This window comes from Arthrobacter sp. Y3223065, assembly GCF_059090885.1.
Genome location: NZ_JBNHGC010000002.1, coordinates 629527 through 654435 on the forward strand (window position 1 = coordinate 629527; position 24909 = coordinate 654435).

At 68.0% G+C, this 24909-nt stretch carries 27 protein-coding genes; 12 read left to right on the plus strand and 15 right to left on the minus strand.

From position 1 onward, the window contains the following. Positions 1-25 precede the first annotated feature (25 nt). The 4 genes from AC5RUK_RS07915 to AC5RUK_RS07930 form a co-directional block, all read right to left on the minus strand. The gene (locus AC5RUK_RS07915) at positions 26-889 is read right to left on the minus strand and encodes an amino acid ABC transporter permease (protein ID WP_494107767.1); all 864 of its coding nucleotides are present in this window, start codon (positions 887-889) and stop codon (positions 26-28) included. Next, on the minus strand, positions 886-1581 hold the full coding sequence (locus AC5RUK_RS07920) for an amino acid ABC transporter permease (RefSeq protein WP_493989075.1): 696 nt from the start codon (positions 1579-1581) through the stop codon (positions 886-888). The genes AC5RUK_RS07915 and AC5RUK_RS07920 overlap by 4 nt, the downstream gene beginning before the upstream one ends. A 67-nt stretch (positions 1582-1648) precedes the next feature. Then, positions 1649-2524, minus strand: coding sequence for a glutamate ABC transporter substrate-binding protein (locus AC5RUK_RS07925; RefSeq protein WP_494151841.1), 876 nt, complete (start codon positions 2522-2524; stop codon positions 1649-1651). A 53-nt stretch (positions 2525-2577) separates the two neighbouring features. Beyond that, positions 2578-3393 (minus strand): amino acid ABC transporter ATP-binding protein, encoded by an 816-nt coding sequence (locus tag AC5RUK_RS07930; RefSeq protein ID WP_493989077.1) that lies wholly within the window; start codon positions 3391-3393, stop codon positions 2578-2580. A 163-nt stretch (positions 3394-3556) separates the two neighbouring features. Between AC5RUK_RS07930 and AC5RUK_RS07935 the strand changes: the two genes are divergently transcribed. From AC5RUK_RS07935 to AC5RUK_RS07955, 5 genes are all read left to right on the plus strand, one after another. Next, positions 3557-4339 carry an LOG family protein gene (locus tag AC5RUK_RS07935; RefSeq protein WP_493989078.1) on the plus strand — a complete coding sequence of 261 codons (783 nt, stop codon included), beginning with the start codon at positions 3557-3559 and terminating at the stop codon, positions 4337-4339. 34 nt (positions 4340-4373) lie between these two features. After that, positions 4374-4766 (plus strand): DivIVA domain-containing protein, encoded by a 393-nt coding sequence (locus AC5RUK_RS07940; RefSeq protein ID WP_493989079.1) that lies wholly within the window; start codon positions 4374-4376, stop codon positions 4764-4766. Next, complete coding sequence (locus AC5RUK_RS07945) at positions 4763-6007, plus strand: hypothetical protein (RefSeq protein WP_493989080.1); 1245 nt, start codon at positions 4763-4765, stop codon at positions 6005-6007. The genes AC5RUK_RS07940 and AC5RUK_RS07945 overlap by 4 nt, the downstream gene beginning before the upstream one ends. A 173-nt stretch (positions 6008-6180) precedes the next feature. Continuing rightward, positions 6181-6360: a DUF3117 domain-containing protein gene (locus AC5RUK_RS07950; protein ID WP_127511285.1), complete on the plus strand. Its 180-nt coding sequence runs from the start codon at positions 6181-6183 to the stop codon at positions 6358-6360. A 12-nt stretch (positions 6361-6372) separates the two neighbouring features. Continuing rightward, complete coding sequence (locus AC5RUK_RS07955) at positions 6373-7974, plus strand: leucyl aminopeptidase family protein (RefSeq protein ID WP_494151842.1); 1602 nt, start codon at positions 6373-6375, stop codon at positions 7972-7974. Between the two features lie 54 nt (positions 7975-8028). On the opposite strand, the gene AC5RUK_RS07960 is transcribed toward AC5RUK_RS07955, so the two are convergent. Next, entirely contained in the window at positions 8029-8661 is a 633-nt protein-coding gene (locus AC5RUK_RS07960) for an O-methyltransferase (RefSeq protein ID WP_494151843.1), read from the minus strand. 300 nt (positions 8662-8961) lie between these two features. Here AC5RUK_RS07960 and sigE point away from each other — a divergent pair, with 300 nt between their 5' ends. Genes sigE through AC5RUK_RS07975 form a run of 3 tightly spaced genes read left to right on the plus strand, consistent with a single transcriptional unit; the run spans position 8962 to position 11092 of the window. After that, entirely contained in the window at positions 8962-9567 is a 606-nt protein-coding gene (sigE, locus tag AC5RUK_RS07965; protein ID WP_493989083.1) for an RNA polymerase sigma factor SigE, read from the plus strand. A gap of 8 nt (positions 9568-9575) precedes the next feature. Then, the gene (locus AC5RUK_RS07970) at positions 9576-10640 is read left to right on the plus strand and encodes an anti-sigma factor family protein (protein WP_494151844.1); all 1065 of its coding nucleotides are present in this window, start codon (positions 9576-9578) and stop codon (positions 10638-10640) included. Between the two features lie 29 nt (positions 10641-10669). Next, positions 10670-11092: a twin-arginine translocase TatA/TatE family subunit gene (locus AC5RUK_RS07975; RefSeq protein WP_493989085.1), complete on the plus strand. Its 423-nt coding sequence runs from the start codon at positions 10670-10672 to the stop codon at positions 11090-11092. Positions 11093-11151: 59 nt separating this feature from the next. Here AC5RUK_RS07975 and AC5RUK_RS07980 read toward each other — a convergent pair whose 3' ends face one another. From AC5RUK_RS07980 to AC5RUK_RS07990, 3 genes are read right to left on the minus strand one after another with little or no spacing between them, the layout of a single operon-like run. Next, positions 11152-12303 (minus strand): Mrp/NBP35 family ATP-binding protein, encoded by a 1152-nt coding sequence (locus AC5RUK_RS07980; RefSeq protein ID WP_494151845.1) that lies wholly within the window; start codon positions 12301-12303, stop codon positions 11152-11154. Positions 12304-12306: 3 nt separating this feature from the next. Further along, on the minus strand, positions 12307-12915 hold the full coding sequence (locus AC5RUK_RS07985; protein WP_494107775.1) for a DUF1003 domain-containing protein: 609 nt from the start codon (positions 12913-12915) through the stop codon (positions 12307-12309). Beyond that, positions 12899-14176, minus strand: coding sequence for a magnesium transporter MgtE N-terminal domain-containing protein (locus AC5RUK_RS07990; protein WP_493989088.1), 1278 nt, complete (start codon positions 14174-14176; stop codon positions 12899-12901). The genes AC5RUK_RS07985 and AC5RUK_RS07990 overlap by 17 nt, the downstream gene beginning before the upstream one ends. A gap of 163 nt (positions 14177-14339) precedes the next feature. Between AC5RUK_RS07990 and AC5RUK_RS07995 the strand changes: the two genes are divergently transcribed. Next, complete coding sequence (locus AC5RUK_RS07995) at positions 14340-15329, plus strand: YflT domain-containing protein (protein ID WP_494151846.1); 990 nt, start codon at positions 14340-14342, stop codon at positions 15327-15329. A gap of 112 nt (positions 15330-15441) precedes the next feature. Here AC5RUK_RS07995 and AC5RUK_RS08000 read toward each other — a convergent pair whose 3' ends face one another. Continuing rightward, a complete protein-coding gene (locus AC5RUK_RS08000) occupies positions 15442-17004 on the minus strand; it encodes an aminopeptidase P family protein (RefSeq protein WP_493989090.1) in 1563 nt (520 codons plus the stop codon). 74 nt (positions 17005-17078) lie between these two features. Here AC5RUK_RS08000 and AC5RUK_RS08005 point away from each other — a divergent pair, with 74 nt between their 5' ends. After that, entirely contained in the window at positions 17079-17942 is an 864-nt protein-coding gene (locus AC5RUK_RS08005) for a PHP domain-containing protein (RefSeq protein WP_493989091.1), read from the plus strand. A 34-nt stretch (positions 17943-17976) separates the two neighbouring features. Here AC5RUK_RS08005 and AC5RUK_RS08010 read toward each other — a convergent pair whose 3' ends face one another. From AC5RUK_RS08010 to AC5RUK_RS08020, 3 genes are all read right to left on the minus strand, one after another. After that, positions 17977-18927, minus strand: coding sequence for a DNA-methyltransferase (locus AC5RUK_RS08010; RefSeq protein ID WP_494151847.1), 951 nt, complete (start codon positions 18925-18927; stop codon positions 17977-17979). Next, complete coding sequence (locus AC5RUK_RS08015; RefSeq protein ID WP_494151848.1) at positions 18927-20585, minus strand: DEAD/DEAH box helicase; 1659 nt, start codon at positions 20583-20585, stop codon at positions 18927-18929. The genes AC5RUK_RS08010 and AC5RUK_RS08015 overlap by 1 nt, the downstream gene beginning before the upstream one ends. 286 nt (positions 20586-20871) lie before the next feature. Continuing rightward, positions 20872-22407 (minus strand): RNB domain-containing ribonuclease, encoded by a 1536-nt coding sequence (locus AC5RUK_RS08020; RefSeq protein WP_494151849.1) that lies wholly within the window; start codon positions 22405-22407, stop codon positions 20872-20874. A 51-nt stretch (positions 22408-22458) separates the two neighbouring features. Here AC5RUK_RS08020 and AC5RUK_RS08025 point away from each other — a divergent pair, with 51 nt between their 5' ends. Then, positions 22459-23154 (plus strand): ferritin-like fold-containing protein, encoded by a 696-nt coding sequence (locus AC5RUK_RS08025; RefSeq protein WP_493989094.1) that lies wholly within the window; start codon positions 22459-22461, stop codon positions 23152-23154. 100 nt (positions 23155-23254) lie between these two features. Continuing rightward, a complete protein-coding gene (locus AC5RUK_RS08030; protein ID WP_494107781.1) occupies positions 23255-23590 on the plus strand; it encodes a 4a-hydroxytetrahydrobiopterin dehydratase in 336 nt (111 codons plus the stop codon). Between the two features lie 7 nt (positions 23591-23597). Here AC5RUK_RS08030 and AC5RUK_RS08035 read toward each other — a convergent pair whose 3' ends face one another. Genes AC5RUK_RS08035 through AC5RUK_RS08045 form a run of 3 tightly spaced genes read right to left on the minus strand, consistent with a single transcriptional unit; the run spans position 23598 to position 24807 of the window. Continuing rightward, positions 23598-23897: a hypothetical protein gene (locus AC5RUK_RS08035; protein WP_494151850.1), complete on the minus strand. Its 300-nt coding sequence runs from the start codon at positions 23895-23897 to the stop codon at positions 23598-23600. A 6-nt stretch (positions 23898-23903) separates the two neighbouring features. Beyond that, positions 23904-24128: a DUF3107 domain-containing protein gene (locus AC5RUK_RS08040; protein ID WP_136784705.1), complete on the minus strand. Its 225-nt coding sequence runs from the start codon at positions 24126-24128 to the stop codon at positions 23904-23906. 58 nt (positions 24129-24186) lie between these two features. Next, on the minus strand, positions 24187-24807 hold the full coding sequence (locus tag AC5RUK_RS08045; RefSeq protein WP_493989097.1) for a TetR/AcrR family transcriptional regulator: 621 nt from the start codon (positions 24805-24807) through the stop codon (positions 24187-24189). Between the last annotated feature and the right edge of the window lie 102 nt (positions 24808-24909).

Genomic DNA, 24909 nt, shown 5'->3' on the forward strand with positions numbered 1-24909 from the left:
CTGTCGGACGGTCAGCGGCAGCCGGTCACACCTTGACGGCCATCGGCTGCGTGGTCAGCGGCGTGGTCTCGCCAGCGGTCCGGCTGCTCAGGAACTTGGAGAGCCAGTTGGCCACCCAGGACAAGGCGAAGTTGACGACGATGAAGAGGACGGCCGCTATCGTCAGCGACTGCAGGATCGGACCGGCGGAGCCGTAAATCTGCATCGACCGCAGCAACTCGGAGTAGGTGATGATGTAGCCGAGGGCTGAGTCCTTCAAGATCACGACGAATTGGCTGACCAGGGCCGGCAGCATGGCCACCAGGGCCTGCGGCAGTTCGATGCTGCGCAACGACTGGCCACGGCTCATGCCGATCGCCATCCCGGCTTCACGCTGGCCCTTGGGCAGGCCGAACACGCCGGAGCGGACCAGTTCAGCGATCACCGATCCGTTGTACAGCGTCAGGGCCGTCACGACGGCGTAAAACGGGATGTCCGCAGGGGTGCCGATTCTCAGCTGCCCAAACAGGAGCCAGAAGAAAATCATCATCAGCAACACCGGGACAGCCCGTAAGAGTTCGACGATCACTCCGCAGAGCCACCGGAGGGGGCCGTTTGAGGCGAGCCTGCCCACGCCAAAGAGCAATCCGAAGACCACGGACGTGAGGATCGAGACTGCCGCTGCCTTAAAGGTATTGATCAGGCCCGGCAGAATGGTGAACTGCCAGACCTCCCCGGTCAGGAACGGCGTCCACAGTTCGGGTGCCAACTGCCCTTTGTCGTTCAATCCGACGATGACGAAGATCGCCGCGCCGAGGAAGATCAGGATGCCGATGACGTTGGTGACCATGATCCGCGCACGGGCCTTCGGGCCGGGCGCGTCGAAGAGGACGCTCTGCTTGATGTTCATCGTGACACCGCCAGTTTCTTGGAGAGCCAAGTGGTCACCAGGCCGATCGGCAGCACGATGATCACGAAGCCGATGGCGAAGGTCGCGAAAATGGCCATGATGACATCCGGCCGGAACTCGATCATGGTTTTCATCAGCCCGGCGGATTCGGCGACCGACGCCGCCGTTGCCACCGTGGTGTTCTTGGTCAGGGCGATCATGGTGTTGCCGAGCGGAGCAACCGCGCCGCGGAAGGCCTGGGGCAGGATAATAATCCGTGCTGCCGGCAGGAAGCTCAGCCCGATGGCACGGGCGGCCTCGGCCTGTCCCAGGGGCACGGTGTTGACGCCGCTGCGGATGGATTCGCAGACGAAGGCCGCGTGGTAGACGGACAGCCCGACGATGGCCCAGAGGAAGAAGTTGAAGTCGAAATCGCCGGAGAGGTTCAGCTGAAGCTGGAAGACCGCCACCAGAATGCAGAACACCATGATGATGGTCAGCGGCGTGTTCCGGAAGACGTTGACGTACGCGGCGCCGGCCCAACGGAAGCTGGGCACCGGTGAAATGCGCATCAGGGCCAGGACGGTACCCAGCACCAACGAACCCAGGGCGGCCCAAAAAGCGAGCTGGATATTGACCCACAAGGCTCCGACGACGTCGTAGGTCTCCAGCGCCGTCAGGTAGCTCTGGAAGTACTCGGACAAACTGTCCATCCCCTTTCGGTGGGAAGAGGCAGGCCATGTTGTGGGGCGGGAGAGGCCCGCCCCACAACAGGTGTTGCTAGGCGCAGGCTTCGCCCGGCTTCGGCGGGTTCAGGTCCTTGTTGTAGGAGTAGTCCACACCCTCGGTGTTCTTCGCGAGGGCTTCTTCCCAGGCACCTTCCTCGACCATCTTGTTGATGGCTGCGTTGATGTCCGCGCACAGCTCGGAGCCCTTCGGCAGGCCGACGCCGTAGTTCTCCTCCGAGAACGGGTTGCCGACCACCTTGTACTTGCCGGCGTTGTTCGGCTGCGCCGCGAGTCCGGCCAGGATGATGTCGTCGGTGGTCACCGCATCGATCTGGCCGCCCTGCATGGCGGTCACGCACTCGGCGTAGCTGGGACGCTCGACCAGGTTCACTCCGGCGGCGTGCTCGTCCTTGATGCGCTGGGCGGAAGTGGAGCCGGTCACCGAGCAGAGGTTCTTGCCGTTGAGCGCATCCGGGCCGGTGATTTCGGTGTCATCGGTCCGGACCAGCAAATCCTGGCCCGCCACGAAGTACGGACCGGCGAAGTCAACCGTCTGCTTGCGCTCGTCGGTGATGGAGTACGTCGCGAAGATCATGTCCACCTGGTTGTTGGCGAGCATGTTTTCGCGGTTGGCCGACGGCGACTCGACGAATTCGATCTGGTCCTCCGAGTAGCCCAGCTCGTTGGCCACGTACTTGGCTACATCCACGTCGAAGCCGGTGAACTGGCCGCCGGAGGAAAAGCCCAGGCCCGGCTGATCGTACTTGATGCCGACGCGGATGCCTTCGCCGCCGCCTGTGCCGCCGCCGGCAGTCTCGCCGCCGCCGCCGCCGCCTTCGCCGCCTGTGCCGCCGCCGCCACCGCAGGCGGACAGCACGAGCGCAGCTCCGGCTGCCATGGCAGCCATTCCATAACGGGTCTTTCGCATGTTTTCTCCTTGCGTTGTCGGCCCTCCGTCAGTAGAGGGCCAGGTGTGAGGGGTCAGTGTTCGAGGATTTTGCCGAGGAAGTCCTTGGCGCGGGTGCTCTTCGGGTTGGTGAAGAATTCTTCCGGGGTGGCCTGCTCCACGATCCGGCCGTCGGCCATGAAGAGCACCCGGTCCGCTGCCTTGCGGGCAAATCCCATCTCGTGCGTGACCACGATCATGGTCATGCCTTCCCTGGCCAACTGCACCATGGTGTCGAGCACTTCGTTGATCATTTCCGGATCCAGTGCGGAGGTGGGCTCGTCGAAGAGCATCACCTTCGGCTTCATCGCCAGTGCCCGGGCAATCGCCACGCGCTGTTGCTGGCCGCCGGAGAGCTGGGCCGGCAGCTTCTGCGACTGGTTGGCGACGCCTACGCGCTCGAGCAGGCTCATGGCCAGCTCCTTGGCCTCGGACTGCTTCATCCCCTTGACCTTGATCGGTCCCAGGGTGACGTTCTCCAGGATCGATTTGTGGGCAAAGAGGTTGAAGGACTGGAACACCATGCCGACGTCGGCCCGCAGCTTGGCCAGAGCCTTGCCCTCGGCCGGCATCCTCTCGCCGTCGATCAGGATCTCGCCGTCGTCGATGGTCTCCAGGCGGTTGATCGCCCGGCAGAGGGTGGACTTGCCGGAACCCGACGGCCCGATCACGACCACCACTTCGCCCTTGGTGACCTCCAGGTTGATGTCCTGCAGCACGTGGAGGGAACCGAAGTGCTTGTTGACGTTCTTCAGGGACACCAGCGGCTGGCCCGCCGGGGCGGCGGACGTGGCTCCGGTTGCCGCCGGAGCAGCAGGCGGCGTTTTACTGTGCGATGCGTCACTGGTCATGGAACGAATCTAGCGAAAGATTCCCTTCAAGCAATGCATTCGCGACCGAACCGCCGGAATCGTGATTTAAGAGCAACCTGCGCCCCGCACCGCTTGGACGCCGGAATGCCACTGAAACAGGGGAAACCGTTACGGATGGCCGGCGAATCTGTAGCCTTGGGAAATGACAAACCAGCAAGACATTCCGCTCCCGTCGCAACTTCCGGGCGCACCGAAAACCCGTTTCAAGGGACCAGTGGAGCTGCGGCGCCGCCAGGCGGACATCCCGCAGGCTGACCAGTACCTGCTGGACACCAAAGACCGGGCGGAGTTTACGCATACGGATCCCTGGCGCGTGCTGCGGATCCAGAGCGAATTCGTCGAAGGGTTCGGCACCCTGGCCGACCTCGGCCCGGCGATCAGCGTCTTCGGTTCGGCCCGCACCCGGCAAGGCAGCAAGCACTACGCCATCGCCGAAGAGATCGGGCAGCTGCTGGTCCGGCACAATTTCGCGGTCATCACCGGCGGCGGGCCCGGTTCGATGGAGGCGGCCAACAAGGGGGCCAGCGAGGCCGGCGGCGTGTCGGTCGGACTGGGCATCGAACTGCCGTTCGAGCAGGGGCTCAACAACTGGGTGGACCTGGGCATCAATTTCCGGTATTTCTTCGCCCGCAAGACCATGTTCGTCAAGTATGCCCAGGGGTTCATCGTGCTCCCCGGCGGGCTGGGCACGCTCGACGAGCTGTTCGAGGCAATGGTGCTGGTCCAGACGAAGAAGGTGACATCCTTCCCGATCGTGCTGGTGGGCACGGCATTCTGGTCGCCGCTGATCGACTGGATCCGCAACACGCTCCTGGCGGAAGCAATGATCGCGGAGACTGATCTCGACTTGGTCAGTGTGGTGGATACCGCCGAGGAAGCAGTCGAGCAGATCATCTCCGGGTTGTCTCCCCGCTCCGGATTTTGACCCGGCGGGGCGTCCTCTCTGGCACGATGGTGCTGTGAGCGCATTCCTCGTTTTCCTTGCCATCGCCGTTGCAGGTGCGGCAGCTGTTGCTGCATCCGGGCGGTGGGCCCGGAAGAAGGCAGCCGCTGACAATGCGGCCGGCGGCGGCCCCGGCACCGCCTGGGAGCGAGGGCACGTGGCCGCGCTCCAGGGCCTGAGCGAGCACGAGGCTCGGCTGCCGGCGGTTCTGCTGCCCGAACACCCCCGCGCCGAAGACCTGGACAGCGTCCGGTTTTCCACCGCCCTGCGGGGCTACCGGATGGACCAGGTGGATGAAGTGCTGGACGTCCTGCGGGCAGAGCTGGGAGCCAAGGAGCGCCTGATCCGGCAACTGAGCCAGGAACAGCCACAGCACGACGGCGGTGCCCACCCGGCTCGGGAAGGATGACGGGGGTGCAGGACCGCCTTCCGCGGACACGGGTGCTTCGGGAGGCCGTGCACGCGGAGCTTTCCTTCTGGCGCCGGCGGATCTCAGGCTGGCCGTGGTGGGTCCAGGTGTCCGCGCTCTACGCCCTTTCCCGGCTGTATTCGCTGCTGGTCTTCCTCGCGGTGGCCCGTCAGCAGGGCCCGAATCCGTGGACCCGCGCGCATCCTGACTATCTGTCCTTCATCGGAATCTGGGACAGCGCCTGGTACCGGCAGGTCTACCTGGAGGGCTATCCCACCGATATTCCGCGCGGCCAGGACGGGCGGGTCGACGAGAACCAGTGGGCGTTCTACGCTCTTTTCCCCGGCATCGTCCGCGTCCTGGCGACGGCCACCGGGCTGGGGTGGCAGTTGCTGGCACCGTTGGTTGCCACCCTGGCAGGCTTTGCCGCCGTGCTGCTCATCTACAAGATTTTCCGGCGCTATGCTCCCCACGGCACCGCGCTGTGGGGCGTGGTCTTCGTGGCGGTCTTTCCGGTCTCGCCGATCCTCCAGGTTCCGTATGCCGAATCGCTGAACCTGGCGCTGCTGGCGGCGGCACTGCTGCTGCTGTTGCAGCGGAAGTACGTGCTGGCGATCCCCGTGGTCGTGCTGATGTGCCTCTCCCGGCCCGTTGGCGTGCCCTTCGCCGCGCTCGCCGGCCTGCACCTGCTGTGGCGGATCAAACAGCGCCGCACCGATCCGCTCCAGACCCCGGAACTCCTCCGCGCAGCCGTGCTGGCGCTGGTCAGCTGTGCCGCGGCCCTCGCCTGGCCGGTGCTGGCCTGGTCCGTCACGGGCGAGATGACCGCGTACACCGAGACGGAAACCGCCTGGCGGGGCGAAGACCTGATCCTGTTCAGGCCCTGGTTCGACATGGGCGTGAACCTGTTCGGGCTGTTGGGCGGGATGATCGCCCCGCTGCTGCTGGTAGCCGCGGCGGCCTGGTTCCTCTGCTGCGCGCCGACCCGGAACATCGGGGCAGACCTGAGGCTGTGGTGCGCCTGCTACTTGGGCTATCTGCTGGCCTTTCTTCATCCGCAGACCAGCACGTTCCGGTTGTTGCTTCCGCTCTTTCCGCTGGCTTTGGCGGCGGCCTTCGTATCGCGCAGCCGGGCCTACCATGTGTGCCTGGCAGTGATGTTCCTGGCGGGGCAGATTGTCTGGGTCACCTGGCTCTGGTCATGGGCCGAGCTGCCCGGTGGCGGGGACTATCCGCCCTAGCGCCAGCGGGTTGCCGAGGGACCGCGTGTCGCGGAAATTAGCACCCGGTTGTGATGTACGCGATAATGGGTAGTGGTTGGACATGGCGGCCGGGGAACCAAGGCCGCCGATGTGAGGTTGGCGGGCAGCGCGATCACGGATCGGGCTGCCCCATGGCGGAAGGGAATTCCCAGATGGCTGCGATGAAACCGCGTACCGGTGACGGACCGATGGAAGTGACCAAGGAGGGGCGGAGCCTCATCCTGCGGGTGCCCATCGACGGCGGCGGACGTCTGGTGCTGGAACTCAACGCCGAAGAAGCGGGCAACCTCAAGGACTGCCTGCTCGGCGTCACCAGCGACGTGGCAAGCTAGGAACCGTTTGCTGTGAGCCGCGTTCCCTCCACCGCAGAGGAACAAACCGCCCGTCATCTGGAACAGGCCCTGATTGAACCGCAGATGGCGCGCGTCCTGGCCCTGCCGGCCCTCGGCCGCGGACAGTCGCCGGCCCAAGGTGCCGAGGAAGTCACCGTGCTGGCGGTACCCATCGCTGCAGGCGAGTTCAATGCTGAGCAGGTGACGCCGCAGCCGCGCCAGGGAGCCGCCGAAGCGGCGGCAGACTTTGGCGCCGACGTGGCGGCCCTGGCGGAGGTCCACGGGATCTCCGGCAAGGCAGGCGACGTGCTGGCGGCGCCGGCGCCGCCTCGTTCCGCGCAGCTGCCGGCGCGCCTGGTCTTGATTGGGCTGGGCAGTGGCAGCGCAGCGGAGCTGCGCAAGGCCGGAGCCGCCCTGGCCAAGGCGACGATGGGCACCGACCGGGTGCGCAGCACCGCCGTCGACGGCCTGCCGGACGAGTTGCAGCAGGCTTTCATCGAGGGATTCCTGCTGGGCGGCTACCGGCCGCCGCGCGCGGGCACGTCCGACGGGCCAAAACCGATGGCCGCGGTGCTGGAGCTTACCGGAATCTCGGCAGGGACTGCCGCAACGGCAGCTATCGGCGCCCGGGCCACGTGGTTGGCGCGGGACCTGGCGAACATGCCCTCCAACGTGAAGAGTCCGGAGTGGATGGCAGGCCAGGCCGGGCGCCTCGCCGCGTCCAGCGGCCTGGGTATCCGCACCTGGGACGAGCATCAGCTCGCTGCCGAAGGGTTTGGCGGTCTGCTGGCCGTGGGATCGGCGTCGCCGACTCCGCCCAGGCTGGTGCAGCTGGACTACACGCCCGCACAGGCCGGCGAGGACACCAGGCACATCGTCATCGTCGGCAAGGGCATCACCTTCGACACCGGCGGGCTGTCGCTTAAGCCGCGCGAACCGATGCTGCCGATGAAGACCGACATGGCGGGCGCCGGCGTCGTGCTGGCGGTGCTCGCCGCCGCAGCGGAGCTGCGCGTACCGCACCGTGTCACCGGGCTGCTCGCCTTGGCAGAGAACGCCATCGGCGCCGACGCCTACCGGCCCGGCGACGTGGTGACCGTCCAGGACGGCACCACGGTGGAGATCGGCAACACGGACGCGGAAGGGCGCATGGTGCTCGCGGACGGCCTCTCCTACGCCGCCGCCCGGCTGCAGCCTGACGTCTTGGTGGATATCGCCACCCTCACCGGCGCGGCGTCCATGGGGCTGGGCAGGCAGCATGCGGCGCTGTACGGCAACCGGCCGTCCTTGGTGCGCGCTTTCGAAGCCGCGGGCGAGGCCACCGGGGAGCGGGTCTGGCACATGCCGCTGGACGAGGTGGCGGACGAGTACGGCTTCGCGTTGGAATCCGGCATCGCGGACATCTCGCACATAGCGTCACAGCGTTCGAAGGTCGGCGGAGGATCGATCACCGCGGCGCTGTTCCTGCGCGAATTCGTCGGCACCTTCCCGTGGATCCACCTGGACATCGCCGGAACGGCCCGCGCGGACTCCGACCGGGCCGAGGTCACGAAGGGGGCCACGGGATACGGTGCCCGGCTGCTGCTGTCCTTCCTGCGCTCCTACCGCGGCTAGCGCAGGCGGTCGTCGGACGGCCGGGCTGCCCGCCGGCAGGGCGCAGCGGAACGGTCAGCGTTTGACGGCCAGCAGCAGTCCCTCGCCGGTCGGCAGGATGGTGGACAGCAACTGCTCGTTTTCCCGGATGGCCCTGCCGACCTTGCGCAGCGTGGTGGTGGAATCTTCGCGGATGGCCGGATCCGAGACCCGGTCATGGTCCAGGGCGTCGTTGACGATCAGCATGCCGCCGCGCTTGAGCAGCCGGACCGCTTGCTCCACGTACAGCGGATACGAGGGCTTGTCCGCGTCGACGAAGACGAGGTCGTAGGCGTTGTCGGTCAGCCGGGGCAGCACGTCGGCCGCCCGGCCGGAGATGGTGCGCGTGCGGTTGCCCGGAATGCCGGCGTCGACGAACGCCTGGCGGGCCGCGCGCAGATGGTCGACATCGGCGTCGATGGTGGTCAGCACCGCGGCCGGGGGGAGCCCCCGCAGGAGGCAGACCCCGGACACGCCGGCGCCGGAACCGATCTCCACCACAGTCTGCGCCTTGGTTCCCGCGGCGAGGACAGTCAAAGCAGCGCCGACCCCGGTGCCGACGGCCGCAACGCCCAGTTCATGGGAACGCTCACGGGCCCGAAGCAAGACGTCATCCTCGGCGGGGAGCCCCTCCGTGTAGGACCAACTCGTCTGCTTGTCGGCACTCATGTATCATCACTTTCTCTTCGGCTGTTCCGGGGAAACGGCGCAGGGCCGCAGTGCCAAGCCTACTGCCACAGTTGACGGGATCGGGCGCGTGCCGCGGCGTCGGGGCAGGCGCCGCCGGCCGGGGAAGACAGCCGGGGAGCACTTAGCGGTATTTGTGCAGCCCGTTTACAGAATTCTCCCAGTTTTTTGGGCCAAGATGGGTACCCGGGACGCCGAAATCAGACCGGCAGCACGCCAGCCGCATTCCCGGACGCCCAGGAGGCGGGCGGCAGGCGGGCGGGTCGACGAAGGGGCACAAAGATGACGAAGCTTCAGGACGCCGCGTCGGACGCCGCGGCCGGCAACGATCAGTGGGTTGCTCCGACGTGGGAAGAAGTGGTCCGCAACCACTCCGCCAAGGTCTACCGACTGGCCTTCAGGCTGACGGGCAACCGGTATGACGCCGAAGACCTCACCCAGGAAGTCTTTGTCCGCGTCTTCCGGTCGCTGGATAACTTCAAGCCCGGTACGCTGGACGGCTGGCTTCACCGGATCACCACCAACCTGTTCCTGGACCAGGCCCGGCGCAAAAGCCGCATCCGGTTCGATGGACTGAGCGACGAAGCCGAAGCCAGGCTGCCCGGCAAGGATCCCGGCCCCGAGCGCAGCTTCGAGTACAACAACCTGGACATCGATGTCCAGGCCGCCTTGGACGAGCTGCCGCCGGACTTTCGCGCCGCGGTGGTGCTCTGCGACCTCGAGGGGTTGTCCTACGACGAGGTCTCCGCGGCCCTTGGCGTTAAGCTGGGCACCGTCCGCTCGCGCATCCACCGCGGCCGGACCATGCTCCGGGAGAAGCTGGCGCACCGGGATCCCGCCGGCAAACGCGCGCGCCTGAAACTGCCCCGAATCGCCGGAGCCCACTGATCGTTGCCATGCTCCACCCGGAAAGAGAGCTGGCGGAGTATCTGGACGGCGAACTCTCCGATGACCGCCGCCCCGCACTCGAACGCCATCTTCAACGCTGCCGGCGGTGCCGCAAGAGCGTTGACGAGTTCCGCCAGATTCAGGATCGCCTCCGCTCGTTGGACGTGCCGCCCCCTGATGACAACCTGACCGCGCGGTTGCTGCGCTGCAGCCGACCCGGGGCTGCCGAGCCGGACGGGCCCCCGCCCGGCGCCGTGCCCTTCCGGGCCCCGGAAAACCGGCCCGCTGCCGTACCCGGCGCTGCCGCGGTGTCCGGTGCCGCTGCCCTCCCGGCGGCCGGCGGCTCCCGGACGGAGGCGGTGCCCGCGCGCAGGCCGGTCAGGCGGGTGCTGGCCGTCGCCGGCGGCGTGGTGGGCGGCTGCGCCGTGCTGACGTTGTCCGCGGCTTTCGTTTTGGGCGGCGAGACCCCGGACGCGGACGCCGGCCAAGGCCTTGCCACAGGCACGGCCTGGGTGCCGGTGGCCGCGGATGCAGGCGCCGCCCGTCCGATCGCCATGGACAGCGCGGCACTCGAGGAGCTCCGGCGCAGTGGCTGGACCTGCCCGTTGCTGCCCGGGCTTGGCTACCGCATGCAGAGCGCGGAACAGACGATCGTCGACGGGCAGCCTGCCGTCCGGCTCGAGCTGAGCGACGGCAGCCACCGGGTGGTCGTCACCGAGCAGCGGCGCGGGGACGGGAGCGCGGACGGAACGGCCCGGGTGACGGATTCCGCGCCGCCGGTGAATGCCACCACGGGCCATCCCGTGACCATGGACGGGTTCCGGGAAGTCGCCGGGCTGAACCGGGCGGTGTGGATCCGCGGCGGCGAGGACTGGACCGTGGTGCTCCACTCCGACGAGGTGACGTACACGTTGTGGTCCGACCTTCCGCTGGCCGAGATGCCGGAGACGGTCAGCCACGTGGTGCTGTCGGAGAACTCCCGCCTCAAGCTCCCGGCGCCGTCGCCGGCCGACGATCCGCTCAGCCGCATCATCCGCGGGCTGGGCATGATGGTCAGCCCGCCAAGTGGCTGACCGGCCCGGCGAACGGGTAACCTTCAATCGTGTTTGGAATCAACGGCTCAGAACTGATCATCCTGGCAATCCTTGCCTTGGTGATCCTCGGACCTGAGCGGTTGCCCGAATACGCCGCGCAGCTGGGCAGGTTCGTCAAACAGCTGAAAACCATGGCCGCGGGCGCCAAGGAGCAGCTGCGCGAGGAAGTCGGCGACGACATCGTCGACATGGACTGGCGGAAGCTAGATCCGCGGCAATACGACCCCCGCCGGATCATCAAAGAAGCATTATTGGACGACGACGAGACGCCGCGTCCGGCCCCGGCGGCGCCGGCGGTCGCGGCAGCAGCCGCAACCGCAGCCGGCACGGGCATGTCAACCGGTTCGAGGGCGCCGGCGCGTCCGGCGGCCGGGCCCGCGGCACGGCTTGCCCCGGGCGAGGCGGCGCCGTTCGACACCGAGGCGACTTGACCGCGAAGCGCGGCATCCGTCGTCGCTCGGTGGCGCCCAGCGCGGTGCCCCTGCACGCGCTAGCGGGGAGTGACGCCCAGCGTGCGTCCGGCCAGACCGCGCGGACGCGCTGCCAATTCCGCCGCCATTCGCCGCAGTTCGGCCGCGGCGCCCCCGGATCCGGAGCCGTCTGCCCCGTCCAAGACGATGGGACGGCCGGCGTCGCCGCCGGCGCGCAGCCGGGGTTCCAGCGGGATGCTTCCCAGCAGCGGTACCGGCGTCTCCAGCACGGCGGAGAGCCGCTCGGCGACGGCAGTTCCGCCGCCTGAGCCGAAGACTTCCATCCTGGATCCGTCCGGCAGCGCCAGCCAGGACATGTTCTCGATGACTCCCGCCACCTGTTGCCCGGTCTGCGCGGCAATGGCGCCGGCGCGTTCCGCCACCTCGGCCGCGGCGCCCTGCGGGGTGGTCACCACCAGGATCTGCGAGGACGGGAGCAGCTGTGCGACGGAGATTGCCACGTCCCCGGTGCCCGGAGGCAGATCCAGGAACAGCGCATCAAGATCGCCGAAGTAGACGTCGGTGAGAAACTGCTCCAGGGCCCGGTGCAGCATGGGCCCGCGCCAGGCCACCGGTTGGTTGCCCGACACGAACATGCCGATCGAGATGACCTTCACCCCGTAGGCCACCGGCGGCAGGATCATCTCGTCCACCCGGGTGGGGGCCTGCGTGATGCCCAGCAGCCCGGGAACCGAGAAACCGTAGACATCGGCGTCGATGATGCCCACGCGCAACCCCTGGGCGGCCATGGCGCACGCGAGGTTGACGGTCACGCTGGACTTGCCCACCCCGCCCTTGCCGCTGGCCACGGCGTAGATGCGGGTAAGCGAGGACGGATCGGCGAACGGATTGCCGCGTCCGGCACCGCGCAGCTGTTCCTTGAGATCGTTGCGCTGCTGCGGCGTCATCACGTCCAGCTCCACCGCCACCCCGGAAACGCCCGGGACGGCTGCCAGGGCGTGCTCCACATCGGTCGTGATGGTGCCGCGCAGCGGACAGCCCGAGATGGTGAGCAGCACGCCGACGGTGACCCGTCCGCCGTCGTCAATCCGGACGTCCTTGAGCATGCCCAGCTCCGCGAGGGGACGGCGAAGCTCGGGGTCGATCACCGTTCCCAGCGCGCGCCTTACGGCGGCCGGATCCGGGTGTTGCGACAGGTGTGGATCAGTCATGGATCAGTTCTCCTGGCCGCCGCTTCCAGGCGGCGGCAGCTTGGGCAGCGAGGTGGTGGCATCGGAGGGCCGGCGCCGGCCGCGGCGGCGTTCGTCCCCGGACTCGTCGTCCAGCAGTTCTTCCAGCACCGAGCGCAGCTCGCTGCGGACGAAGTCGCGCGTGGCCACCTCGCGGATGGCGATCCGCAGCGCTGCCAGTTCGCGGGTCAGGTACTCGGTGTCCGCCAGGTTGCGTTCCGCGCGCTGGCGGTCCTGCTGCAGCGAGACCTTGTCCCGGTCGTCCTGGCGGTTCTGCGCCAACAGCAGCAGGGGAGCGGCGTAGGAGGCCTGCAGCGAGAGCATGAGGGTCAACGCCGTGAAGCCCAGCGCGGCGCTGTCGAAGCGCAGGTGTTCGGGTCCGAACGTGTTCCAGGCCAGCCAGAGCAGACAGAAAACCGACATCCACATCAGGAACTGCGGGGTGCCCATGAAGCGGGCGAAGGACTCCGTGGCCTTGCCGAAATAATCCGGGTTGGGCCTCAACCGGACCAGCAGGCGCGTGCGGGTCTCGCGCGGGGTGTCCAGTCCCGCGACCTTGATTTTCCGATCTGCCTTCTCAGCCAAAGCGTCCACCTCCGCTTACGGGGGAGTCGTCCTGCGCCCGCCAGTCGTCGGGCAGCAGATGATCCAACACGTCGTCAACCGTCACGGCGCCGACCAGCCGGCCGGCGCTGTTGACCACCGCCAGGGCATTCAGGTTGTACGTTGCCAGGGTGCGGGCCACCTCGCTGACATCGCTCAGGTCCAGCACCGGTTCCAAGTCCGAATCCACGATATTGCCCAGCGCCTCCGGCGGCGGATAGCGCAGCAGCTGCTGGATATGGACCACGCCCAGGTACTTCCCGGTGGGCGTCTCCAGCGGGGGCCGGCAGACGAAGATGGCCGACGCCAGCGCCGGCGTGAGCTCTTCACGGCGCACATGCGCCAGGGCCTCGGCCACCGTGGCTTCCGGGGGCAGGATCACCGGCACCGGCGTCATCATGGAACCGGCGGTGTTTTCCTCGTACTCCAGCAGCCGCCGGACGTCCTTGGCTTCTTCCGGCTCCATCAGCTGCAGCAGCTCTTCCTTCTGCTCCTCGGGCAGCTCGGCCAGCAGGTCCGCGGCATCGTCCGGATCCATTTCCTCCAGCACGACGGCGGCGCGTTCGGCATCCAGCGACGTCAGGATCTGCACCTGGTCGTCGTCCGGCAGCTCCTGGAGCACATCCGCCAGCCGGTCGTCCTGCAGCTCGCTCGCGACTTCCAGCCGGCGCTTCTGCGTCATTTCGTGCAGCGCCTCGGCGAAGTCGGCGGGTTTGAGGTCCTCGTGGCTGGCCACGAAGGTAGTGGCGGCCTGCGGTTCGTGGCGGGCGCCCTGGTAGGCCTCGTGCCAGTCCACGATCAGTGTCTCGTTGCGGCGCAGGCTGCGCAGCGGCGAGGTGGAATGGCCGCGCCGGACGAAGAGCTGGGACACATACCAGTCGCCGTCGCGGGACTGCTCCATGCCGATGTCCAAAATGGTGGCATCGCCGCTGCCGTCGGCGAGCGTGACGCGGCGGTCGAACATCTCGGCGACCACCAGGGTTTCGGCGCCGCGCTGCTCAAACCGGCGCAGGTTCACCAGCCCGGTGCAGATGACCTGCCCGGCGGTGATCGAGGTGATCCGGGTCATGGGGACGAACACGCGTTTTTTACCGGGGACCTCGACCACCAGGCCGACCACCAGGGGCGGCTTGGCAGGGCCGTAGTCGAGGACGACGACGTCGCGCAGTCGGCCCAGGCGGTCCCCGAGCGGGTCGAAGACGTCCAGGCCGAGCAGCCGGGCTACGAAGACGCGGTTGGTTTTTGTGCTCACCCCTTTAGGCTACGTGCTGGGCCCCGAAATCCGGGATTTGGCGGGCCAGCCGGACCCGCGCAGAGGCGCGCCCGGGCGGCGGCGGAGGGTGCACGAGGGGTTCCCACGTTCACCTGAAGCGATACCCGAACCACTGGTTGCATATATCAGCGACAATGGGGGTATGTCGATGCTTGGCCGTACAGATTCCCGGGACCTCAGCCGTACCCTTCCGCAGGGCGAGTTGATCGGTAACTACCGCTCGTATCTGGATGCCCAGAAGGTGGTGGACTATCTCGCGGACGAGGAATTCCCCGTCCAGCACGTGAGCATCGTCGGCAACGACCTGAAGACCGTCGAGCGGGTCACCGGCAAGCTCAGCTATCCGCGGGTCGCCCTCTCCGGCGCGGCCACCGGCGCGTGGTTCGGACTCTTCGTCGGCTTGCTGCTGATGCTCTTCGGCGGCGGCGAAACCTTTGTGCTGCTGATCTCGTCGATGGCCATGGGCGCGGCCTTCTGGATGCTGTTCGGCATCATTTCCTACGCACTGCAGCGCGGCAAGCGGGACTTCACCTCCACCAACCAGGTCATCGCGACCAGCTACGACGTGGTGGTGTCCACCGAGGTGGCACACGAAGCCCGGCGGCTCGCCGCGCAGTTGCCGATGGCCGGCACCGCGCGCCCCGGCCAGCCGGCAAACCAGGGCCAGGCACCCCTCGGGCAGCAGCCTCCTGCCGGCTACGGGCAGCAGCCTCCTGCCGGCCAACAGCCGCAGGCCCCGGAACGCCCGGCCCAGTGGGGCGAGGACCCGTACCGCCAGGGCGGCAACGCCCCGGCGCAGCAGCCCCAGCCCGGCCCGGCCCAGCCCGACGCGGCCCAGCCCGGCGTGACCGGTCAGCCCGTGCGCGGACGCTTTCCCGATCTGCCCGACGGCCGCCCGCAGTACGGAATCCGCGTGACTCCCGAGCCCGCCCAGCCCCGGCCGGCCGGCGAGACCGAGCCCGGCGGCAGCCCCCAGGCCGGCGAGACCGAGCCCGGCGGCGGCAGCCCCCAGACCAGCGAGACCCAGCCGGGCACCAGCCCCCGGGCCGGCGAGGCCCAGCCGGGCGCCACCCCACGAGCCGGCGAGGGGGACGCAGGCTCCTTCCGCGACGACGACCGCCCCGGCACGTAGCCCGCACGCCACCAGCCTCGCACGCGAATGGGATGGGATCCGCCGTTGCAGACGGCGGATCCCATCCCATGTGGCGTTGCTTCGGCGGCTGTCGCCGGAGTCGTTAGTCCCCTCAGGTGCCGTAGATGCCGGCCATCCAGGACTCCACGTCCTCGGGCTTGCGCGGCAGGGCCGCCGACAGGTTCACCGGACCATCGGAAGTCATCAGGATGTCGTCCTCGATCCGCACCCCGATGCCGCGGTATTCGGCCGGGACGGCCAGGTCTTCGTCCTTGAAATAGAGTCCGGGCTCGATCGTGAACACCATGCCCGGGGTGAGCACACCGTCCAGGTACAAATCGCGCTTCGCCTGCGCACAGTCATGAACGTCCAGGCCCAGGTGGTGGCTGGTGCCGTGCGGCATCCAGCGCCGGTGGTGCTGGCCCTCGGGGGAGAGCGCTTCGGCCAGGGGAACCGGCAACAGGCCCCACTCGTCCAGGCGTTCGGCGAGCACGGTGACCGCGGCAGTGTGGACGTCACGGAACTTCACGCCCGGCTGCGCCGCGGCAAAACCGGCGTCGGCAGCATCGAGTACCGCCTGGTAGATTTTGCGCTGGACCTCGGTGAACGTGCCGTTGACCGGCAGCGTACGCGTCACGTCCGCGGTGTACAGCGAGTCGGCTTCCACCCCTGCATCCAACAGCAGCAGGTCTCCGGCCTTTACCTGCCCGTTGTTGCGGATCCAGTGCAGGATGGTCGCGTTGTTGCCGCTGGCGGCGATGGTGTCGTAGCCCAGGTCGTTGCCTTCTTCGCGTGCCCGGGCGAAAAACGCGCCTTCCACCACGCGTTCGCCCCGCTCATGCGTCAGCGCGCGCGGCAGCACCTTGACCACCTCATGGAAGCCGTTGACCGTCGCCTCCACGGCCTTCTTCATCTCCTGGACTTCCCACTCGTCCTTGAGCAGGCGCAGTTCGGACAGCGCTTCGGAGAGCTTGCCGTCGAGCTGGTCGGATTCCTCCAGGTCCACGCCGGTGTTGATCCGGGAGGTGTCCACGAGGGCGTCCACGTTCAGGTCGACCTCGCGCAGCAGCCGAATCCGCATCCCGCCCACGTGGACAACCCCTGCGTCCTTGGTGATGGCGACTTCGAGTTCGCCCAGGTCGGCGGTGGGCAGGCCCAGCCGACGGTTCAGTTCCTCCAGGGTGGGCCGGGGACCGATCCAGAACTCGCCGTACCGCGCGTTGGCGTAGAACTCGGCGGAATCCCGGCCGGACATCGGGCGGAAGTAGAGGGTGGCCCGGTGATGGCCGCCGTCGTCACCCGCGCCCGCCTCGGTGGGCTCCATGACCAGCACGGCGTCCGGCTCATGGTCCAGGCCCAGGCCGGTCAGGTGGGCGAACCCCGAATGCGGGCGGAAGCGGTAGTCGGTGTCGTTGGAGCGGACCTTCAACGGGCCGGCCGGAATAACCAGGCGCTCACCGTGGAATTTCTCGGAGAGCGCCCGACGGCGGCGCGCGGCGAAGGGCGCGACGGCTGCCTGCTCCGGGGCGGACGAGCCGGCCGGAGCCCAGTGGCTGCCCATAAACTCCTTGAAGGCATCCGATTCAGGACGCTGGGAACGGTTGTTGACGCGGTCTTCCAGCGGCTGCTCCCCGGCGGGCTGCTGTGAGGCGTCTTCATTTTGGTAAGTACTCACCGTCCCATCGTCTCATCGGCCCAAGGCGCTGCCAACATCCGCGGGCGGCGGGGATCCTGGCGTAAATTGGTCGTGTGAAGATCGACCTGCATGCGCATTCCACTGTTTCCGACGGCACCGAACCTCCCGACGAAGTGGTGCGTGCCGCGGCAGCCGCCGGTCTTGACGTCGTGGCGCTGACCGACCACGACTCGACTGCCGGGTGGGAAGCGGCGCGCACCGCCGCCGTCGAGTCGGGCATCGGTTTCGTGCCGGGCATGGAGGTCACGTGCCGTACCGTGGCGGGGATCAGCGTGCATGTGCTCTCCTATCTGCACGATCCCGCCCACCCCGGCTTGCTGGCCGAAATCAACAAGGCACGGGACGCGCGCATGACCCGGGCCGAGCGCATGGTGGAACTGCTCGCCGAGGACTTCCCGATCACGTGGGCGGAGGTCACGGCCCGCGTCGGCCACGGAGCGACGATCGGCCGGCCGCACATAGCCGACGCCTTGGTGGCAGCCGGGATTGTGTCCGACCGCAGCGAAGCCTTCGCCCGGATCCTGACCGCCCACTCGCGCTACTACGTGTCGCACTACGCCCCCGACCCGGCCACCGCCGTCGCACTGGTGCGCGAGGCCGGGGGAGTGCCTGTCTTTGCCCATCCGGTGGCCAGCAGCCGGGGCCGGGTGGTCGGCGATGCCGTCGTCGAGGAAATGCTCGACGCAGGGCTGGCCGGCGTGGAGATCGATCACCGGGACAACCCGGAAGAGGGCAGGGAAGAGCTGCGCCGGCTGGCCGCCAAGCACGATCTGATCATCACGGGATCCAGCGATTACCACGGTGCGGGCAAGCCGAACCGGCTGGGCGAAAACACCACCGACCCGGCCATGCTGGACCGCATCCTCGCCGCCGGGACGGGTGCCGCGGCGCACCTTCCCGGCCGCATCGTCCGCTGATTGGGTACGCCTTTGCTACGGCGGGCCCGCTGGTTCAGGTCGCGGGCTGTGCTGCCGCGACCTCGCCGGCGCCGATACTGACCTCGCCGGCGCCGATACTGACCTCGCCGAGCGCGGACTCATCGGCCGCAACCACGGCCGCATGGCGGCCCAGGCGTTTGCGCATGACGTCGATGGCCTGCGGATTCTGGTCCACGCACACGAACCGCCGGTCCATGCCGGCGGCCACGGCGCCGAGGGTCCCGGAGCCGGCAAAGAAATCCAGCACCCAGTCGCCCGGCCGGCTGCTCGCGGCAACCATGCGGCGCAGCAGCCCTTCGGGCTTCTGGGTAGGGTAGCCGGTCTTTTCCCGGCCGGTGGGGGAGACGATGGTGTGCCACCAGACGTCGGTCGGGAGCTTGCCGCGTGCGGCCTTCTCCGCCGTCACCAGGCCCGGAGCCATGTACGGCTCGCGGTCCACTTCCGCGTTGTCGAAGTGGTAGGCCTTCGGGTTCTTGACGTAGACCAGGATGTTGTCGTGCTTGGCGGGCCAGCGGTTGCGCGCGCGGGCGCCGTAGTCGTAGGCCCAGATGATCTCGTTCAGGAAGCTCTCGCGGCCGAAGAGCATGTCCAGCAGCACCTTGGCATAGTGCACCTCGCGGTAATCCAGGTGCAGGTAGAGTGTGCCGTCGTCGGCCAGCAGCCGCCAGGCTTCGGAGAGACGGGGCTCCAGGAAGGACCAGTAGTCGTCGAACGCGTCGTCGTAGCTGGCGAGGGTGCCCTTGACCGTCTGGTACGACTTCCCCTTGAACCCGATGCGGTCGCCTTCACCATCGGCGCTGCGCACCATGGAGGTCTGCTGCCGGACCTGGACCCGGCCGGTGTTGAACGGCGGGTCCAGGTAGATCAGGGTGAAAGCGCCGTCGGGCAGCGTGGGCAGGAAGTCGGCGTTGTCCGCGTGGACCACCAGCGAGCTGCCGTCGGGCCTCCACGGGATACCGGCCACTATTCCCCGCTGGCGCCGTCGGTGACCTGCTGTGCGGTCCCGGTGACGACCTCGCCGTTCCGGCGGCGGGTGCGTGAACGCTTCCGGCGCGGCTTCTCGGCCGGGGCGACGGCCGTGTTCTCCGCGGCTGCCTCCTCGCCGCTGCGGCGCTGCCGGGGGTTGCCCGCGTCGGACCGGCCCTGCGGGCCGCCCTGGCGTGCCCCGCCGCGGCGGACACCGCTGCGGCCGCCGTCCTGCCGCTGGCCGCCGGAGCGGGCAGGGTGCTTGCCGGTCTCGCCCAGGTCTTCGAGCTTCTCGGCGTCGATGCCTGCGAGCTTGCGCTGGCTGCGCGGAAGCCTGCCCTTGGTGCCTTCGGGGATGTCCAGGTCGGTGAACAGGTGCGGGGAGGAGGAGTAGGTCTCCTGCGGTTCCGGTACATCCAGGCCCAGTGCCTTGTTGATCAGGCCCCAGCGCGGGACGTCATCCCAGTCCACAAAGGTGACGGCGGTGCCCTTGTTGCCGGCACGGCCGGTCCGGCCCACTCGGTGCAGGTATGCCTTCTCGTCTTCGGGGCACTGGAAGTTGATCACGTGCGTGACGTCTTCCACGTCGATGCCGCGGGCGGCGACATCGGTGGCGACCAGCACGTCCACCTTGTTGTTGCGGAACGCGCGCAGCGCCTGTTCACGGGCGCCCTGGCCGAGGTCGCCGTGGATGGCGCCGGCGGCGAATCCGCGGTCGATCAGCTCCTCGGACAGCTTGGCGGCAGTGCGCTTGGTCTTGGTGAAGATGATGGTCCGGCCGCGGCCCTCGGCCTGCAGGATGCGGGCCACGACCTCGTCCTTGTCCAGGTTGTGCGCCCGGTAGACAACCTGGCGGATGTCCTTCTTGGTGATGCCTTCGTCGTCCGGATCGGCGGCGCGGATGTGCGTCGGCTGCGTCATATACCGCCGGGCCATGGCGATCACCGGCCCGGGCATGGTGGCGGAGAAGAGCATGGTCTGGCGCACGGCCGGGGTGGCGGCCAGCAGGGTCTCGACGTCCGGCAGGAAGCCCAGGTCCAGCATCTCGTCGGCTTCGTCCAGGACCACGATGCGGACGTTCTTCAGGCTCAGGTGCTTCTGGCGGTGCAGGTCGATCAGCCGGCCGGGGGTGCCGACCACGACCTCGACGCCCTTCTGCAGCATCTCGATCTGGGGTTCGTAGGCACGCCCGCCGTAGATGACCGCGACGCGCGCGTTGCGCTGCTTGGAGGCGGTGGTCAGGTCGTTGCCGACCTGCACGGCCAGTTCGCGCGTCGGCACGACGATCAAGGCCTGCGGTGCACCGGGCACCGGAAGCTTGTCGAAGCCGTCGTCGTCCGGGCCCACCACCCGCTGCAGCGCGGGGATGCCGAAGCCCAAGGTCTTGCCCGTACCGGTCTTGGCCTGGCCGATGATGTCGTGGCCGCCGAGGGCCACCGGCAGGGTCATGGCCTGGATCGGGAAGGGGTGGGTGATGCCGGCGTCGAAAAGCGACCGCACGATGTCGGCGCGGACGTTGAGGTCGGCGAAGGTCTGCTTGGGCAGTTCGTGCGGGCGTTCGTCGGAGGCCAGCACGGCCTCGACGACCAGCTCTTCGGCGCTGTTGTCAGCGTGGATGAGCTGTTCGCCAGCCACCTGGATATTTTCAGTGTTCAATTACATACCGTTCATTCAGGCGCCGACGCCGGCGGTGCTCAACGGTCCTGCAGGTGCTGCGGGAGCGGAACAAGGCGGAAGCGTGGCGCAACCAGTGGAAGCCGATCGCGGGCTAACAACTGCTTTCCCGGCCGGCCAAAGAGGCAGCCAAGGAGGTTAAAGATCGCGTAGGGACGGATCTGTTGATGGATTCACTTCACTCAATCAACGACCGGGCATCCAGTACTACACGGTTAAGTCTACCGGTCGTTGGCAAACCGGGCCCTCCGGCGCACCGGGCGGGGCCTTAACCGTCGGCCAGTTCGAAGTGCAGGCGCCGGTCCTCGATGTCCGCCAGCGTCAGCCGAACGCGCACCGTGGCCCCCGCCTCCAGCACTCCCGAGCATCGTGCGGTGACCGGCGGGTCGCTGAGTTGGACCACGCCATACGGCTCCTGGCCGCCGTTCCCGTTGCCTTTGCCCCTGCCCGCCACCAGCACTTTCCCGTTTCCGTTGCCGTTGCGGCTTCCTTGGCCGTTGCCGTTCCCGTTGCCGGGGTAGCGGGTGCCGGTGATGACGACGGCGTCGAACTCCTCCCCGACACGGTGGCTGAGCAGCGCCGTTTCAACGGCGTCCAGCGCAGCGCGGTCCACCCGCCCCGCCAGCTGGTCGGAAGCCGCCATCAGCTTGGGCAGTTCGTCCAGCGCTTCCCGGGCCCACTGCGGAACAGGTTCGCCGGCGCACAGGGCGTGGCAGATCACCAGCACGAAACGGTCCACCAGCCGGCGCAGGGGAGCCGTGGCGTGCGCGTAGGGTGCGGCGATGGCCGCCTGCTGCCGTTCGGGCGGGAGTTCGCCGACGAACGGCGTGTAGCCGGCACCGCGGAACAGCGCGGTCGCCCCGTGCATCAGGGCCAACTGCTTGGGATCGGTGGTGTCCAGGCTGCGCAGATAGTCGCCGTAGGCCATCTCATGCGGCCACGGGAACCCGAGCGCCTCGGTCTGCCGGCGGTACTGGGCTTCGGCGTCCGCGTCCGGGCCCGGCATGGTGCGCAGAATCCCGATCCTGCCCTCCAGCATGATCTTGGCCGCGGCCATCCCGGTCATCAGCGAGATCTGGGCGTTCCAGTCCTCCACCGGCAACGGCGGCTTGGTGACAATGAAATAGTGCCGGCCGTCGTGGGCGATCTCCTGGTCGGGGACATTCAGGCTGGCTCCGCCGCGCTCGCGTTCGAGCTCCACCCGCTTGCTGCCCACTTCCTTTAACAGCAGGAGGGTGGGCGCCGCGTCGCCCGAATCGATGTCCTGCTGCACCTGCTCGTAGTTCAGCTTGGCCCGGCTGCGCACCCTGGCGCGTTCCAGCGTGGCCGCCGTGACGCGCGCACCGGCGTCGAGCTCGAATCGCCACACGTAGGCCGACCGCAGCTGGTCCGCCAGCAGCGACCCGGCCTGTTCGCCGATGACGTCGGGATGCAGCGGGATCCGTCCGTCCGGGGCGTAGATGGTCTGGCCGCGCCGCCGGGTTTCGGCATCCAGTTCGCCGCCGGCTTCCACAAAAGCGGGGACATCGGCGATCGCGTACCAGACCGTGTACCCGCCGTCGTTGGACTCTATGTACAGGGCCTGGTCCAGGTCGGTGGACGAGGGCGGGTCGATCGTCACGAATTCCAGTGCCGTCAGATCGGTCTCCGGCAGCCGATGGGCGGCCACGGCGGCCCGGGCTTCCGCGAGTGCGCCCGCGTCGAACTCCTGCGGCAGGTCGAACTCTGTCCGCAGGTCCTTCAGCACCCGTGCCAGCAGATGCTGGGACTCGTTGACCTTCGGATCCAAATGCGGGTACGGCACACGGCCAGCCTAACGGCAGCCGCGCCGAAATGGGACGCTACCCTTGGATTTATGAGCACCGTGAGCCCCGTTCCCGCAGCGCCTGGAGAGGATTCCGGCCGCCGCCGGCAATTCCTGATCGATCTGTACGGCGTGATGGCCTACGGCGAGCTGTCCGCCTTCGAGCGGTTTTCCTCCGACGCACGCTTTTCGCCCACTTTGCATGACCGGGCCGCGGTTGGCCGGCTTGCGGTGACCGAGTTCGAACATTTCGAGGCAGTGGCCGCGCAGCTGGAGCAACTCGGCGTGGACGTGGAAACGGCCATGGCTCCCTTCCAGCCCTCCATCGATGCCTTCCATGACCGGACGCGCCCGGCCGACTGGTACGAGTCCCTGATGAAGGCCTACGTCACCGACGGCGTGCTGGGCGACTTCTACCTGCACATCGCCGGAGCCCTCGATGGCGAGACGCAGAAGCTGGTCGCCCGGATCAAGGAAAACACCGAGCAGATCTCCTTGATCGCGGCCCGGTTGAAACAGGTGCTGGCCGACGATCCGCGGCTGTCCTCCCGGCTGGCGCTGTGGGGGCGCAGGCTGGTGGGCGAGGCCTTGACCCAAGCCCAGCGGATCGGGATTGAGCGCGCCGTGCTGAGCGAGCTGATGCGGGGACAGGACCCCGACCGGCAGGCGGAAGCCACCCTAGAGTTGTTTGCCCGGCTGACCCAGAACCATTCGCGCCGAATGAACGATCTGGGCCTGACGGCCTGAGCGGAAGCCTTCAGCCCGGCCGGGTTCGCCGGTAGGCTGGCGGCACAGGCGGGCCCCATGCTGCGGGCAGCGGGGCCGCGCGGCAAACCGGGAGGGCATCGTGGGACGTGCGAAAGACGTACTCGGCAGTGAAGAAATCGACCGGCAGCTGCGCGGGCTGCCGGAGTGGCGCTATGCGGGCGGAGCGCTGGTCAGCGCGTTCAAGCTGGACAACGGGCGCGAGGCGCTGAATTTCATTGCCGCCGTCGGTGACTTGGCCGAGGAGCAGCGGCACCACCCCGACCTGGACTGGCGGTACAACAAGGTCTTCCTGCGCTTCACGTCGCATGACGCCGATTCCGAAGTCACGACCCGTGACGTGTCCGCGGCGGCAGCGGTGAGCGTGCTGGCCCGCAAGCTCGCCGCGGACGCTGACCCGGACAGCTACCCGGACTAAGCTTCGCTCAGCCCAGCAGGGCGGTCAGCTGTTCGGTATCCCGCTGCACGCGCCGGCGTCCGATCCACCAGGCACCGGCCCACGCCGCCGGGATGGAAACGCCCATCGGCAGCAGCCAGGACAGGAAGTGCACTCCCGGTTCGGAGCCCAGGCCGGCGGCCATGAGGATGAACCAGAGCAGCACCGCCGCCGCCACCGCGATCCCGGGCAGCAACAGCACCCCGTAGGCATGGCGCCGTCGGTCCACCGCCCAGGCAATGAAGCCGACGGCGGCGGCGACCAGCACCAGCAGGACCAGTGGGACCATGGGTGGTTACAGGGCGCCGAATCCGACGGGTCGCGGCCCCTCGGCGCCGATCTCGACATAGGCCAGCACATTGGACGGGATGATGACCAGGCGTCCCTTGGCGTCGGTCAGGCGCAGCTCGGCGCCGCCGTTCATGGCGCGGCTCGCGATCTCAGCCACTTCGTCCGGCGACTGCGACGAATCGAGCACGATTTCACGGCCGACGTTCTGCATGCCGATCTTCACTTCCACGCTGATGCCTCCTGGTTAATGCTGTAAGCCGGGTGGGTTCCCTACTGGCGAATCTATCCTAGGGTTCCTTCGGGAAGCGTGAAATTCCGCGCCAAGCTAAACGGTAGATTAGTTCGCTCGCGGCGTCCTGGTCCAGTTCGCCGCCCGAGCGCAGCCAGTGCCGCGCGCTGATCTGCGCCATGCCGGCCAGGGCCCTTCCCAGCAGGGTGGCCTCGACCGCCGACAGCTTGGTGTCCTCGGCGATGACACCGGCGATGGCGCTGGCCAGCCCCGCATTGAAGTCCTCCAAGCGGGCGCTCACGTCGGGGTCGTTGTTCAGGTCGGATTCGAAGACCAGCCGGTGCGCCTGGCTGTCCTGGGCGATGAACTGGTAGTAGGCCCGGATGGTGGCATGCACGCGCTGTTTGTTGTCCGTCGTCGAGTTCAGTGCCGCCATCAGCATCGCGTTCAGGGATTCCAGATGGTGATCCAGCAGGGCCAGGTAGAGTTCCCGCTTGCCGGGGAAGTGCTGGTAGAGCACCGGCTTGCTCACGTTCGCGGCGTCGGCGATCTCGTCCATCGCCGCGGCGTGGTAGCCGTTGACCACGAAGACCTCGTGTGCCGCCTGCAGCAGCTGGCGCCGCCGTTCCTCCCGCGGCAGTCGGGTGGGCTTGGCGGCTGAGCGGGGTTCTGTCGTCACGGTATTACACGGCCTCTTCCGGCGCTGCGGTCAGGAAACTTACAGCGCCACGGTGCAGTAAGTGTCAGTCCCGACCAGTTTACGCACCAGCAACCCGCTGGG

Bases quoted from the DNA above. Each gene is read 5' to 3' on its own strand.
- AC5RUK_RS07915 (WP_494107767.1), bottom strand. From the start codon at position 889: ATGAACATCAAGCAGAGCGTCCTCTTCGACGCGCCCGGCCCGAAGGCC.
- AC5RUK_RS07920 (WP_493989075.1), bottom strand. From the start codon at position 1,581: ATGGACAGTTTGTCCGAGTACTTCCAGAGCTACCTGACGGCGCTGGAG.
- AC5RUK_RS07925 (WP_494151841.1), bottom strand. From the start codon at position 2,524: ATGCGAAAGACCCGTTATGGAATGGCTGCCATGGCAGCCGGAGCTGCG.
- AC5RUK_RS07930 (WP_493989077.1), bottom strand. From the start codon at position 3,393: ATGACCAGTGACGCATCGCACAGTAAAACGCCGCCTGCTGCTCCGGCG.
- AC5RUK_RS07935 (WP_493989078.1), top strand. From the start codon at position 3,557: ATGACAAACCAGCAAGACATTCCGCTCCCGTCGCAACTTCCGGGCGCA.
- AC5RUK_RS07945 (WP_493989080.1), top strand. From the start codon at position 4,763: ATGACGGGGGTGCAGGACCGCCTTCCGCGGACACGGGTGCTTCGGGAG.
- AC5RUK_RS07950 (WP_127511285.1), top strand. From the start codon at position 6,181: ATGGCTGCGATGAAACCGCGTACCGGTGACGGACCGATGGAAGTGACC.
- AC5RUK_RS07960 (WP_494151843.1), bottom strand. From the start codon at position 8,661: ATGAGTGCCGACAAGCAGACGAGTTGGTCCTACACGGAGGGGCTCCCC.
- sigE (WP_493989083.1), top strand. From the start codon at position 8,962: ATGACGAAGCTTCAGGACGCCGCGTCGGACGCCGCGGCCGGCAACGAT.
- AC5RUK_RS07970 (WP_494151844.1), top strand. From the start codon at position 9,576: ATGCTCCACCCGGAAAGAGAGCTGGCGGAGTATCTGGACGGCGAACTC.
- AC5RUK_RS07980 (WP_494151845.1), bottom strand. From the start codon at position 12,303: ATGACTGATCCACACCTGTCGCAACACCCGGATCCGGCCGCCGTAAGG.
- AC5RUK_RS07995 (WP_494151846.1), top strand. From the start codon at position 14,340: ATGTCGATGCTTGGCCGTACAGATTCCCGGGACCTCAGCCGTACCCTT.
- AC5RUK_RS08025 (WP_493989094.1), top strand. From the start codon at position 22,459: ATGAGCACCGTGAGCCCCGTTCCCGCAGCGCCTGGAGAGGATTCCGGC.
- AC5RUK_RS08035 (WP_494151850.1), bottom strand. From the start codon at position 23,897: ATGGTCCCACTGGTCCTGCTGGTGCTGGTCGCCGCCGCCGTCGGCTTC.